The 13719-nt window shown below is 28.4% G+C and carries 13 protein-coding genes; 9 read left to right on the top strand and 4 right to left on the bottom strand.

All coding sequences use genetic code 4. The features are described from left to right. Positions 1-30 precede the first annotated feature (30 nt). The 3 genes from eno (at position 31) to V3249_RS03320 (ending at position 3269) form a co-directional block, all read left to right on the top strand. On the top strand, positions 31-1380 hold the full coding sequence (eno, locus tag V3249_RS03330; RefSeq protein WP_252263010.1) for a phosphopyruvate hydratase: 1350 nt from the start codon (positions 31-33) through the stop codon (positions 1378-1380). A 22-nt stretch (positions 1381-1402) separates the two neighbouring features. Further along, positions 1403-2644: a serine--tRNA ligase gene (serS, locus tag V3249_RS03325; RefSeq protein ID WP_252263011.1), complete on the top strand. Its 1242-nt coding sequence runs from the start codon at positions 1403-1405 to the stop codon at positions 2642-2644. A gap of 88 nt (positions 2645-2732) precedes the next feature. Next, positions 2733-3269, top strand: a complete 537-nt coding sequence (locus V3249_RS03320) for a DJ-1/PfpI family protein (RefSeq protein ID WP_252263012.1) — start codon at positions 2733-2735, stop codon at positions 3267-3269. Positions 3270-3699: 430 nt separating this feature from the next. Here V3249_RS03320 and V3249_RS03315 read toward each other — a convergent pair whose 3' ends face one another. The 4 genes from V3249_RS03315 to V3249_RS03300 form a co-directional block, all read right to left on the bottom strand. Then, positions 3700-5358: an IS1634 family transposase gene (locus tag V3249_RS03315; protein ID WP_252263002.1), complete on the bottom strand. Its 1659-nt coding sequence runs from the start codon at positions 5356-5358 to the stop codon at positions 3700-3702. Positions 5359-5988: 630 nt separating this feature from the next. Further along, positions 5989-6795: an alpha/beta fold hydrolase gene (locus V3249_RS03310; protein ID WP_252263013.1), complete on the bottom strand. Its 807-nt coding sequence runs from the start codon at positions 6793-6795 to the stop codon at positions 5989-5991. 6 nt (positions 6796-6801) lie between these two features. Next, entirely contained in the window at positions 6802-7800 is a 999-nt protein-coding gene (locus V3249_RS03305) for a lipoate--protein ligase (RefSeq protein WP_252263014.1), read from the bottom strand. Between the two features lie 14 nt (positions 7801-7814). After that, a complete protein-coding gene (locus tag V3249_RS03300; RefSeq protein ID WP_044284006.1) occupies positions 7815-8150 on the bottom strand; it encodes a hypothetical protein in 336 nt (111 codons plus the stop codon). 144 nt (positions 8151-8294) lie between these two features. Between V3249_RS03300 and dnaX the strand changes: the two genes are divergently transcribed. The 6 genes from dnaX to rsmI all read left to right on the top strand — a co-directional run bounded on the left by dnaX (position 8295) and on the right by rsmI (position 13698). Further along, positions 8295-10532 carry a DNA polymerase III subunit gamma/tau gene (gene dnaX / locus V3249_RS03295; protein ID WP_341517496.1) on the top strand — a complete coding sequence of 746 codons (2238 nt, stop codon included), beginning with the start codon at positions 8295-8297 and terminating at the stop codon, positions 10530-10532. Positions 10533-10593: 61 nt separating this feature from the next. Further along, on the top strand, positions 10594-10872 hold the full coding sequence (locus V3249_RS03290) for a YbaB/EbfC family nucleoid-associated protein (protein ID WP_044284004.1): 279 nt from the start codon (positions 10594-10596) through the stop codon (positions 10870-10872). Between the two features lie 9 nt (positions 10873-10881). Further along, positions 10882-11466 (top strand): toprim domain-containing protein, encoded by a 585-nt coding sequence (locus tag V3249_RS03285; protein WP_341517495.1) that lies wholly within the window; start codon positions 10882-10884, stop codon positions 11464-11466. A gap of 1 nt (position 11467) precedes the next feature. Further along, entirely contained in the window at positions 11468-12127 is a 660-nt protein-coding gene (tmk, locus tag V3249_RS03280) for a dTMP kinase (RefSeq protein ID WP_337904612.1), read from the top strand. After that, a complete protein-coding gene (locus tag V3249_RS03275; protein WP_341517494.1) occupies positions 12087-12962 on the top strand; it encodes a DNA polymerase III subunit delta' in 876 nt (291 codons plus the stop codon). The genes tmk and V3249_RS03275 overlap by 41 nt, the downstream gene beginning before the upstream one ends. Positions 12963-12966: 4 nt before the next feature. Then, positions 12967-13698 (top strand): 16S rRNA (cytidine(1402)-2'-O)-methyltransferase, encoded by a 732-nt coding sequence (gene rsmI, locus V3249_RS03270; protein ID WP_337905112.1) that lies wholly within the window; start codon positions 12967-12969, stop codon positions 13696-13698. Positions 13699-13719 lie beyond the last annotated feature (21 nt).

Genomic DNA, 13719 nt, shown 5'->3' with positions numbered 1-13719 from the left:
TAAACTATATATACAAATTCGAGGTGTTTTATGTCAAAAATTACAAGAATTTTTGCAAGAGAAATTCTTGATTCACGGGGAAATCCAACAATTCAAGTTGAGGTTCACACCCAAGCGGGCGGTTTTGGGTCTGCAATTGTTCCATCAGGAGCTTCAACTGGGTCAAGAGAAGCGCTTGAATTACGTGATTCAAATACAGAATATGCTTATAATTGATTCGGTCAAAAAGGTGTAATGACCGCAGTTAATAATGTAAATAATATTATTGCTCCTGAAATTATCGGTCTTTGTGTTAAAAATCAAAGACTTATTGATCAAAAAATGATTGATTTAGACGGAACTCCAAACAAAGAAAGACTTGGTGCGAATGCTATTTTAGGTGTTTCTTTAGCAGTTGCAAAAGCAGCCGCAAGTGAGTTGAGACTTCCGCTTTTCCGTTATTTAGGTGGTCCAAACCCAACTTTAATGCCAGTTCCAATGCTTAACGTGATAAACGGAGGCGAGCATGCTTCAAATACGCTTGATTTTCAAGAGTTTATGATTATGCCACTTGGTTTTTCAACATTTAGAAAAGCTTTGCAAGCATCAAATAAAGTATTTCACACTTTAGCAAAACTTCTTAAAAAATCAGGATTTGGAACTCAAGTTGGTGATGAAGGTGGATTTGCCCCTAACTTAAGTTCTCACGAGCATGCACTTGATTTTTTAGTTGAAGCAATCAAGGAAGCAGGATTTAATCCGGCTGTTGATGGTGAAAATGCTATTGCAATTTCAATTGATGCTGCTGCTAGTGAATTTTATGATGGCCAAAAATATGTCTTTAAAAAATTAAAAGCAGCTTCTGCTGATCAAGAAAATCACCAAAAATATGAATTTACATCAGAAGAATTGCTTGATTATTACGGACAACTTTTTGATAAATATCCAATAATTTCAGTCGAAGATGGTTTTGCCGAATCAGACTGAGACGGATTTATTGCTTTTACCAAAAGATTTGGACAAACACATCAAATTGTCGGTGATGACTTAACTGTTACAAATGTAAAAATTCTAAAAGAAGCTATCAAAACAAAAGCAATTAATTCGATTTTAATTAAATTAAATCAAATTGGAACACTAACTGAAACACTTGATGCAATTCAACTTGCGCAAAAATCAGGATTAACAGCAGTTATTTCACACCGTTCTGGTGAATCTGAAGATACTACAATTTCTGATCTTGCAATCGCAGTTTCATCTGGTCAAATCAAAACAGGATCACTTTCAAGAACTGACCGAATTGCCAAATATAATCGACTTCTAGTAATTGAAGAATTTTTAGACACATATTCAAAAAGTGAATATATTGGAAGAGATGTTTTTTACAATCTAAAAAAATAATTTAAAAAAACTAATTTAAAATATGGATATTCGTTTAATTTTAAACAACAAATCTTTTGTTGAAAAAAAATTATCAGACCGTGGTTTTGATATTTCTATAATTGCCGACTTATATCAAAAAGCCCAAAAACGTAACTCTTTGCGTCAGGAAATTGATGAATTATTAGCCCAAAAAAATAAAACTAGTAAGCAAATAGGCCTTTATGTCCGTGAAAATAAAGACGCTGAAGATTTGAAAAACCAAGTAAGTCAAATTAAAGATAAACTTGCAAATTTAGAAACAGAGTGACAAGAACTTGATGACTGAGTTAGTCAAAAAATTCTTGAAGTGCCAAATCTTCCTGATGATTCAGTTCCTTTTGGAAATTCTGAACTTGATAATCAAGTAATTTATCACTGAGGACAGCCAAAAAAAATCGATCCTAAAATCAAGCCTCACTATGAATTTGGTAAATCTAAAAACATTTTAGATTTTAAACGAGCTGTAAAAATTTCAGGCAATCGCTTTGTAATTTATAAAAATTTAGCGGCTAAATTAGTTCGGGCTTTGATAAATTTTATGATTGACACTCATGTAAATTCAGGTTATCAGGAAATTGTTCCAAATACTTTAGTTCTTGAAAATTCGCTATATGGAACAGGTCAACTTCCGAAATTTTCAGAAGATTTGTATTCTTTAAAAAATTCTGATCTTTGACTAATTCCGACAGCCGAAGTTCCTTTGACAAATTATTACCAAGATGAAATTATTGACTTAGAAAAACCAATTTCGCTTGTTGGTTACAGTAAATGTTATCGATCTGAAGCCGGAAGTGGCGGTAAAGACACAAGAGGTTTGATCCGACTTCATGAATTTCACAAAGTTGAACTTGTTAAAATAACAAATGAAGTTGATGGAATAAAAGAATTTGACAATGTTGTTCAAGATGCTGCTAAAATTTTGAAATTGCTAAACATACCTTATCGCGCTGTGCTTTTGTGTAGTGGTGATCTTGGATTTTCAAGTAAAAAAACTATTGATTTAGAAGCATGACTTCCATCAGAACAGACATACCGTGAAGTTTCATCAATTAGCTATTGTGGTGATTTTCAAGCTAGAAGAGCAAAAATTCGCTACCGTGATGAAAAAAATAACGTTTATGCACACACAATTAACGGATCTGGCCTTGCAATTGATAGAATTGTCGCGATTTTACTCGAACAGAATCAAAACCCTGATGGTAGTTGAACAATACCAGAAGTTTTAAAACCTTATTTTAATTAGATTTATACATAAATTTTTAATGAATAAAATTGTACCATAGATTTTTTATGGTACAATTTTATTTTATTTAATTAAATAAGGAGTAATAATGAAAAAATTATTGGTAGTTTTACTTGATAAATTTCAGGATATCGAGTTTACAACTTTTCTTTCTTTGATAAAAAAGGCCGATTTATACGATAAAATTGAATTTTATAATCCTGAAAACAAAATAGTAACAGGCCAATTTGGAGTTGTTCAAATTGAGACCAAAAATCATTGAAAATCTGATGATTTTGATGCAATTTTTATACCAGGCGGAGTTGCAGCGCAATATCTTCGAACTTGTGAGCCAGCAATAAAATTAATTAATGAATTTTTTGCCCAAAACAAGCATGTTTTTGCAATTTGTGATGCGCCAAATGCTATTTTTGAGCGTAATTTAGCGCCAAATTATCAATTTAGTTCATACCCTGATGAAACAAATTCAGACATACCAACAAGAAAAAACGATTTAGTTACAGTTGATAAAAATTATATTTCAGCTAGAAATGCCTCATCTTCAGCTGAATTTGCATTTAAAGTTATTGAAAAATTAGCTTCAAAAGAAATTGCTGAAAAAATAAGAGCCGGATTTCAAGCTTAAATTTCTAGAATTTCCCAGTTTGATGAGATAATCTTAAAAAGCGCCCGGTTTTGGGCTGTTTTTAACTTTTTTGGCAAACTCAAGAAAAAATAACTATCAAACCAAAAACACTAAGTTGAAAACCTAACAAAAAAAATACAACTACTATTTAAACTCAATGTAAATAGAAAACTCGTTTTTACTTACACTGAGCATAAAAAAACATATGAAGTTTTGAAAGAACAATAACCAAAAGCCCTAAATTTAAAGATTTCTAAACGGGTAAATTTAAGGCATTCCATCATATTTAAAAATATAATGGATAATTCACATTATCTGATTTTTTTTATGGCAAAAACCCGAGTTTCCCAGTTTGATAAGGTAATTTTAAAAAAGCATCTGGTTTTAGGCACTTTTTTAAGTTTTTCGGTAAAAGTTAATAACAATTTTATTAGTGATTTATTAAGATATCAAAGTAAAAATCATACCTATTTCAAATATTCGGATCACTAGGAACACCATCTCGATTTTTAAATGTTATTTGCTGATCTAAAGTGTTAAATTCAACCCTTTGCCTTAATTTTTGCAACATCGTTACTAAACCAACCTCAGTTAATTGATTGTTTTCAAATAACTTGTTATCACTAATATGTTTGTTGATTTTAAATATTATAGTTTTTAAAATAACTAGTGAGATAAAACACAAAAGTGTATGAGCTAGAATGTGCTCGTCAATTCTTAAAAATACGGGCCGAATATTCAACAAACCTTTTAGACTTCTAAAATTAGCTTCAATATTCCACTGTTTTTGGTATTTTTCAACTATATCTAAGACATTTAAATTCAGTATATTTGTTTCATAAACATAGTAGCCATCAAATTGTTTGTCTTTGTCAATTTTACTTTGATCTAATTCAAATTTCATGTTTGAAATTTCCTTAAAATATTTAGGTTTTTTACCAAACAATTTGTTTACTTCAATAAAACCGTCTTTATTTTGTTTTTTAATAAAACTTTCGATTTGCTCTTCACGAGCTTTTCTGTCTTTTATCGCTCTTTTTGTACTGTAAGTAATAATTCTTCTTCTAATATTTTCAGTGTATCTTTTATTTTTATAAGATGAATAAAATTCTTCTTTTTTATACTTAAAATCCGCATTTACATCAACATAATCCCTTGGATCTAGTAAATAATTTTTGAATTTTTGAGTCCCTACCTTTGCACGATATGAAATAATAAAATTATAGTTTCTTGATTCAAGAAATCGAATATTTGCAGCAGTTGACATGCCGCGATCAGCGATTATTGTCATATTTTTGATATTATATTTGGATTCAACATCTAATACAAAAGGGATTAATGTACTAGAATCGCCGGTATTTCCTTTAAAAACTTTAATATGAAAAGGAATACCATTTTTATCACACGCTAAGCCAATGACAATTTGGTCTTCTTTGAATTTAGCATCTTTAGAATAGCCAGGAATTCTTAATCCATTTCTTTCAAATGTCTCAAAATAGATTGTTGATGAGTCAAAATAAAATTCACTGTCCCTTTTTCCAAGTTCGCTTGTTACCATTTTGTTGACACTATTTAAAAGTTGATTTTGTGACTCAAAGACAAGATCTAGGAGTCTATAAAAGCTATTTTTGGAAGCATTTATTTGATTTGAGTAGTCATCCTTTTTATCAAAAGCATTAATAATGCTGCCAGGATCAGTGATCCGTTTTGAAATTAAGTAGTTAAAAATTTCTTTCATATTTTTATGTCTACTTTTAGGAAGTGACTCAAAAATATTGTGCTTTTCAATAAGTTTTTCAATTAATTCCCCACCAACAAAAACCGAACCTTCGATTATTGCGGAATTTTTAATAGAATCAAGTAAAATAGCCTTGACTTTATCTTTGTCATCTAAATTTGAAAACAATTTCAATTTTTCTTTGATAATTTGAACAGCATTTGGATTAATTTTTTCCAAATTCCGCTCATTTCCTAAACTAAATCAACGTTTTGGACCTTTGGAATAACCTTGTGTTCAGCCAACATATTTATATGGTTTATCTTTTGAAGATCCTCAAACACTAAATAAAAACAAATTTTGTTTTTTCATAATGTATAATTATACCATAAAATTACTTAAAATGCTACCAAATGCTACCAATAAAAATTAAGGTTTTACATTCAAAAAACACCGATTTACAGGTCTTTTTTCATATTTATATTTACTAAAAAGTGAATTTTTGCCTTCAAACTGGGAAACTCGGGAAAATACAACTACTATTTAAACTCAATGTAAATAGAAAACTCGTTTTTACTTACACTGAGCATAAAAAAACATATGAAGTTTTGAAAGAACAATAACCAAAAGCCCTAAATTTAAAGATTTCTAAACGGGTAAATTTAAGGCATTCCATCATATTTAAAAATATAATGGATAATTCACATTATCTGATTTTTTTTATGGCAAAAACATCCTTAATCCCTCCCTAATTCAATATCAAAATTTATTAATTCATTCTTAGTGAGGGTAATTATAACATAATTTTTTCTTAGGCCAAACATTTTTTTTTTTTTTGCAAAAGCTTAATTTCAAAACTATAAAAATTAAGATTTTAAGTTAAAAAACCCGGATTTACGGGTATTTTTGTGTATTTATAGTCATTAAAAAGTGAATTTTTGCCAACAAATAGCGAAACTCGGGAAAAGAAATTGCTGAAAAAATGAGAGAGGGATTTCAGGCTTAAATTTCTAGAATTTTTTCAATTTGAGCATTAATTTCGTTACTTCTTTCAAAGAAAACTGCATGGCCAGTTTGTTCAAATTTTATAAGTTTTTTATTAAAATTTTCACTAATTTTGTGAAGACTTTCTAATGGCACAAAATTATCTTCAACACCAGCAATTAAAAAATAATTATTATTCTGTTGGTAAAGCGGTAACAATTCGGTTTTCAGTCATTCCAAGTTAAGGATTTCTTCAAAAACAATCTTTTTAAAAATTTCTCTTTTTTTTGTGACATTTTCAAAAAAATTAATAGCATTTTTTGCTAAATTTTTCATATAACTAAATTTATCAGTAAAAACTAAATGTTCAAGACTATCTTTTGCAGATTCAATGTCTTGAGGTAAGAGTCAATTTCCTATTTTTTCAGCTTCGCTTTGCGAATTTTTCTCTAAAATAAAAGGATTGAGTGGAGCGACTAAAACTGCTTTTTTTGCTAAATTTTCACTTAAAATATAAAGAGCAATAGCTCCACCAAGTGAGTGACCGATTACAATTTGGATATCTAAATTGAGCTTTTTAATAAAACTAGCCGCAACTTTTTGGTAATTTTTAACATTAATTTCATTATTATTAGTGCTTTGACCACAACCGGGAAAATCAAATGAAACAATGTCATAGTTGCGATTTTGTTTGTTTTTAAGTTGAAAAATGAAATTATGACTTGAATTGAAACCGTGTAAAAATAGTATTTTTTGCTTTCCAGTTTCTTCTAAAAAATAAAAAATATCCTCATTTTCAACAGTAATTTTAGAATGAACTATCATTAATAATTAGCTTCCAAAAATTGTATCCAAAATTTCATTAAGAGGAATTGCGCCAAAATATTCATCAAGATTTGTAATTTGTAGAAGTTGTGATTCTATAATTGATCTAGTAAATTCCTTATTTTCTAAAATTTCTTGGATATCTTCAACTGATCTTTGAGATAAAAAATCACCTTCAAACTTTATTTTAACAATGTGATTTTTCTCAATATTTGCAAGTACTCTTAAAGTTCCGCCGCTAGTTCGGGCGATATTTTCATAGCTAAAATAAGGATTTGAACCAAAAACTCATTCTCTAGACTGTCTTAAGGTTTGAACTTCTTGAAAATCTTTTTGAAATGTCATCTCATCTTGAAAATAAGTCTCAACATCTTGTGCTTTTGTTTGATATTTATTTTCAAAAAATGTGATTAGTCTTGAAATAAACTCAGAATCTTCCATTTGTTCTTCAATTTCATGCAAAATATTTGTTACTCGCTGACGAATTGATTTTATTCCTTTGGACTCAATTTTTAATCGGTTTGGCTTTAAAACTTGACCTAATTTTGCCAAATTAGCATTAAATAGAATTGTTCCATGGTGAACAATTCTATCTTTGTAAATTATTTGAGCATTTCCTGAAACTTTTGCGCCATTAACTATGAGATCATTTCTGCCTTTGAATTCAGCATTCAAACCAAAAGATTTAAAAAATTCTATAATCGGTGTCAAGAATTTCTGATAACTGTGATTCTGTTTTTTAGTTATAAATGAAAAATTAATGTTTCCTAAATCGTGATAAACAGCACCACCTCCAGAAAGTCGACGGTAAATTTCAATTCTTTGCTTTTCAACCTCATCAAGCTTAATTTCCTCGTAAATATTTTGATTTTTACCGATAATTATTGCATTATTATGCTGGTAAAAATATAAAATATCGTCCTGATTTTGGTCATCTTTTAGAATTAGTTCCTCACAAACTAACGTGTAAAATGGGCTTGTTTTTTTAGTAGTATAAATCTTCATATTTCCTCCATATTCTAGTTATGTTCTAAATCAAAAGTTGTAATTAATTTGAATTTTGATTTAAAATCATCAAGATTTTCTGCTAATTGTAAATTTTCTAAATTAAAAAGTGTTATTTTTTCATAGTCTCAACGGAGTGCATACTTGTTTTTTGATAAAAAGTAGATTAAATTTTCAACAAACCAAAAAAAATATTCTGAATTATAATCGATTGTTCTATCAAGACCTTCAACTGAAATTTCTAATTTCCGAAAGGAATAGCTTAAAATTCGAAAATTAAACACAAATCTTTCGTTTATAGGACATTTCTTTTGAGCTGAGTTTTGTTCCTTGTTAAATGAAACTGACATATAAAAAATCCTTAAATTATATAAAGTCTGTTTTTTATTTTATTTTATTATAATTTATAATTATAAACTATTTAAGTATACTTTTATTTTTAAAAATTAAATTTAAAAATTATAAAGGATTTTTTTTGAAAATCTTGGAGAAATATGAAAAATACAAATGAATATGTAGCTTGATATCGAAAATATCGACCTACTAAATTTTCCGATGTTGTCGGCCAACAATATTTAGTTGAAAGTTTGAAAAACATCGTTAAATCAAAAAAGTTTTTTCACGCCTATCTTTTTTCAGGTCCAAGAGGTACTGGAAAAACTTCACTTGCAAAAATATTTGCAAATGCAATAAATTGTACTCACAAAGAGCAAAATTCTATTGACCCGTGTCAAAATTGCCTTAAAAATATAAATAATTCTATTGATATAGTCGAAATGGACGCTGCTTCACACAATGGTGTTAAAGAAATCCGTGAAATTGTTGAAAATTCTATTAATCTACCTCAGGTTAGCCCATATAAAATTTATATTTTAGATGAAGTTCATATGCTTTCAACTTCAGCTTTTAATGCATTTTTAAAAACTCTAGAAGAACCGCCAAGCCATATTATTTTCATTTTAGCAACTACCGAAGTTCATAAAATCCCTTTGACAATTCTCTCAAGAGTCCAGAGGTATAATTTTCTTGGCCTAAATAAAGAGCAAATTTTGCAACGACTTTCACAAATTTTAAACTATGAAGGCGTAGAATATGAAGAAGAAGCCCTAAAATCCGTGTGTTTATTAAGTCACAACAGTTTGCGGGATGCAATTTCAATTCTTGAGCAGGCGGTAATTTTTGGCAATAACTTTTTGAGTAAAACAAGTGTTGAAGAACTTTTTGGGCTAGTTTCAAGTGAAAAACTTGTTGAATTTATAAACGTTCTTTTTTTGGCGCAGTCCCAAAAAGCCTTTGATTTATTAGATAAACTTTTATTGCAAAGCAAAAATTTTCAAATTTTAATTGAGTCATTGATAAATTTAGTCAAAGAGTGAATTATTTGAGAAAAAACTCAAGAGGAAGACTTAATTGAAATTTATTCGATTTCTGATTTGGAAAAGTTAAAAATTAGCCACGATTTTGCTTTTAAATTTTTAGATATTGGCTTTTCAACTTTAAAAGACATTAATCATGATAAGTTTCAAAGTTTAGCGCTTGAAATTTTAGTCATGAAAATTCTTGCTTTTAAAAAGGAAAACTTGCAAGAAAAAAGCCAAACTGTTTTAGAAAATTCACAAAAATTTGCTGAAAAACCAAAAGAAGAGCTAGAAATCGACACTGAAGAAACCGAAAAAAGTGAAGAAAATACCAAAAAAGAGCAAAAACCGCCAAAAAAATTAGAGTTTGTTACTATCCGTGATAAAAATTTTGGTTCAAATTATAATTTGAACCAAAAAACAAATACACAAAATTTATTCGATTATGATGATCCAATTCTTGAAGACGATGATGGCGATTTAGATTTGCATGGTAGCGATGATTTGACTTTCGGATCAATTTTTGACCGTAAAATCAAAAATAATTTAGAGACAAAAATCTTAAAAAGTGAAAAAAGCAATAAAATAGGCGATAATTTTAAAAACAGGGACAACGCTTTTAATCCTTTGTTAGACCCCGAAGGTGCTAGTTATCAAAGTAATTTTTTAAATAAAACTGAAAATTCAAATTTTAATTCGGCTGAAAACATCGATTTTTCAAACTCATTTTTAAATTCTAATGATAAAAATACTGATTATACTGCCAAAAAAAATATTAACTCTATTGATTCAGGTCCAAAAACAAATAATCAAACATCATATTTTAATAAAAATGAAGAAAAAGACGATAATTTTTCATTTGATAGAGATTCATACGTAAATAAATTTTTAAAAAAGAATCTGCCAAATGATTATTTGTCCGTCGATGATGCTCTGAATCTTATACTTTTAGGAAAAAAATTTTATGACACAAACCGTGAAATTTATTTGGATTTACGTAAAAAATGGAGCAAAAATTTGTTAGATTTTCAGTATAATTTTGAATTCATAGATACTGTTGGAGTGTTAAAACATGCAGAAATTCTTTCATTAGGGTCTAATTTTGTATGTTTTATTACTAAAAATCCAGAATATGAAGAATTACTAATCGAGAAAATGCAAAAAGAAGCTGATAGAGTTAACCAATTATTAAAAACTGTTTTTGGCCAGGATATCTACGGCCTTGCTTTGAGTAATAATCTTGTTGAAGAAACAAAGAAAAGGGCAAATGAAATTAAAGCGCGTGGTGAAAAATTTGTGCTAAAACCTTTTGAAAAACCAGAAAAACGCACTATTTCTAAGACAGATTTACAAAAACTATTCTTTGATGAATAAAAATTTTTAAACTTTTTAAAATAGTTTATATAATTTATTTAAATAAGAGAAAGGAAAAAACATGAATCTTCAAAAACTATTAAAAGAAGCACAAAAAATGCAAAAAGATCACAAAGTAAAAAAAGATTTGTTAGAAAAAACAGATTTTGACTTTGAAAATCAAGGAATTTCGCTGACTATTTCAGGAGGATTTGAGTTAAAAAAGTTAAAAATTGCTCCATTTTTAGTCGACAAAGACGATATTGAAACATTAGAAGATTTAATTTCTATCACATTAAATCAAGCTTTGTTGAAAATTAGAGAAGAAAATGAAAAAATTGCCCCAACTCAATCACATTAATTTTGAATCATGGTAGATGAAAATTTTGAAAAACTAGTTGATCAATTAAGAAAAGTTCCCGGAATCACAAAAAAACAAGCCACAAATATTTTATTTTCTCTAATCGATACGCCGCTCAGTCAGATTGAGGCATTTGTCGAGCAAATTTATAATTTAAAGCGAAATCTTCAATATTGTGAAAGATGCGGATATCTAAATGCTAATTCAGTTTGCCAAATATGCCTTGATTTTCAGCGTTCTTTTAAAATATTAGTGGTTGAAAATTCTGAAATGGTCACAAAATTTGAAAAACTAGGAAAATATGATGGCAAGTATTTTGTTTTTGGCAAATATGATATCAAAAAGCTCGAAAATCATGACTTGCAAATAAAAAAACTTGCAGACCTTGCTAATGAAAAAAGTGAAATTATTATTGCACTTTCTTCAACAATGGAAGGTTGAATTTTTGCAAATTATCTTGCAAAACACAAGTTTTTATCCTCATCAAAAATTACTAGGTTAGCTACTGGCATTCCTTTTGGGGCGGCAATTGATTATATTGACAATATAACCTTAAATCAGGCACTCGAAAATCGTCAAGAAATGGAAAAATAATATGTTTATAAGTTTTGAAGGGATCGATGCAAGCGGAAAATCAACCGTTATGAATTTGTTTGCAAAGTATTTGAGAATTAAATTTCCAGAAAAAGAAATTCTTACAACTTTTGAACCATATAGCGGCAATGATTCACAAGAAGCACAACAAATCCGCGAATTTTTACTTAATAAAAAAAATCAAATTAGCCCATATGTTGAGATGCTTTTATTTTCAACCTCAAGAAGAATTCATCTTGAACAAGTAATTTGACCAGCCTTAAAATCAGGAAAAATTGTTCTTTGTGATCGCTATATTGATTCTTCGATTGCATATCAAGGGTTTGGAAATAATTTAAGCCCAGATTTAGTTTTTAATTTAAATAGTTTAATTTCTGAAAACACTTTTCCAGATCTTACAATTTTCCTTGATGTTAAAATTTCAAAATCTCGCGAGCGAATGGAAATTTATCGAAATGAAAAGCGAGACCGACTTGAAAATCGCGGCGAGGATTTTTATAAACAAGTTATTAAAGGATATGAATATTTATTAAAAACAAGAAAAAATTTCATTAAAATTGACGGTAATGGCGACTATGATCATGTTTTAACAGATATTATTAATTTTTTTGAGAGCTATTATGAAGCAAATTACGACAAATTGGCGCCATTTTCTCGATAATTTGTCAAAAACTAAAACAATTCCACATGCAATTTTACTTGTTTCAAGTTACTCAGATTTTCTAGATGAGAAAATAGCTGATTTTTTAGAAATATTTAGTCAAAAACCGCAAATTTTTCAACATGATTTTGGAGATAATCGCCTTTCAAAAACAGAATTTTTAGAAGAGGTAAACAAGCTGTATTTTTCCTCCCTTTATGGCGATAATTCAAAAATTTTCCTAATAAAAAACATCGAAAATGCCCATATTTCTGTACTAAATTCATTTCTAAAAATTTTAGAAGATCCTCCTTTGAATACATATTTTTTACTAACTTCTTTTTCTTCAGACTTAATTATTCCGACTATTGTTTCACGTTGTCAAATATTTTTTTTCAATGATTTAAATAGAAAAAATGAACTGAAAAAAAAGTTAGATACATGAAAAAAATCGCCTTATAATGCTATATATGCAAATATTTTCACCAATTTTGATCAAGCAACTTTAGCTATTAAGGCTATTAGTGATTTGGATTTAGATAAATTAAAATCATTACTAAATAATTTAGCTAAAACAAAATTTGATTTTTTACTATTTTTAAATCAAGTTTTAACAAAAGAAAACTCATTTATTTTTCTTCAGATAATAACCGCTCATTTTAAGCAATTTTTTTTAAGCAATTCTAGTCTTAACAAAAAAGATGCTAAAAAAGGGAATTTTTTCGATTTGGATTCTGAAAAAATGGTAAGGATTAATCAGACGTTCAAAAAATTTCTCTCATCACTTGAGACAAATGCAAACTTTAATATTCAAAAATCGGGCTTTTTAGTTCGTCTAAATAACATTTTAACTTAAAATTATGGCAAAAATCACAGTTATCGCAACTCCAATTGGAAATTTACAAGATATAACTTTGCGAGCAATTCAAGCAATAAAATCAGCTGATTTAATTTTGTGTGAGGATACCCGAACTTCCAAAAAAATATTAAATTTTTTGGAAATTAAAGATAAAAAGTTAATTTCCTATCACAAATTTAATGAAAAATCAACTATCGCCAAAATGTCTGACATATTTTTAACTAACCAAAACATTATTCTAATGTCAGATGCAGGCACACCTTCAATTAGTGACCCGGGTCAAATTTTGATAAAATGAGCACATGAAAACGATGTTGAAGTTGATTTTTTACCTGGTGCATGTGCTTTTGTTGGCGCTTTTGTTCTTTCTGGTTTTGATTTACCGTTAGTTTTTATGGGTTTTTTTAATTCAAAAAAGCAGCAAATAATTAAACAAATTGAGCATTTTATACTAAATTATAGTTATATTTTTTACGTTTCACCATATAAATTAATTTATATTCTTGAAGTAATTAATGAATTTTATGGCGACAAAGTTGAAATTTTTCTTGTTAAGGAAATGACAAAAATTCATCAAAAATATTTTATTGGTTCTCCTTTAAAAGTTTTAGCTGAACTTCAAAATTCTACCAAAGGAGAATTCACAATGGTTTTAAGGCTAAAAAACGATGAAAAGCCGAAGTTAAAAGCAAATAAATATGAAAATTTTTCTAAAAATAGTGTAAAATTTTAGATTAAAATATTTTAAAAAGAC

Source organism: Mesomycoplasma ovipneumoniae, from assembly GCF_038095995.1.
GTDB lineage: Bacteria > Bacillota_I > Bacilli_A > Mycoplasmatales > Metamycoplasmataceae > Mesomycoplasma > Mesomycoplasma ovipneumoniae_F.
Note: the sequence above shows the minus strand (reverse complement) of the source record. Positions and strands in the feature narration are given on the sequence as shown.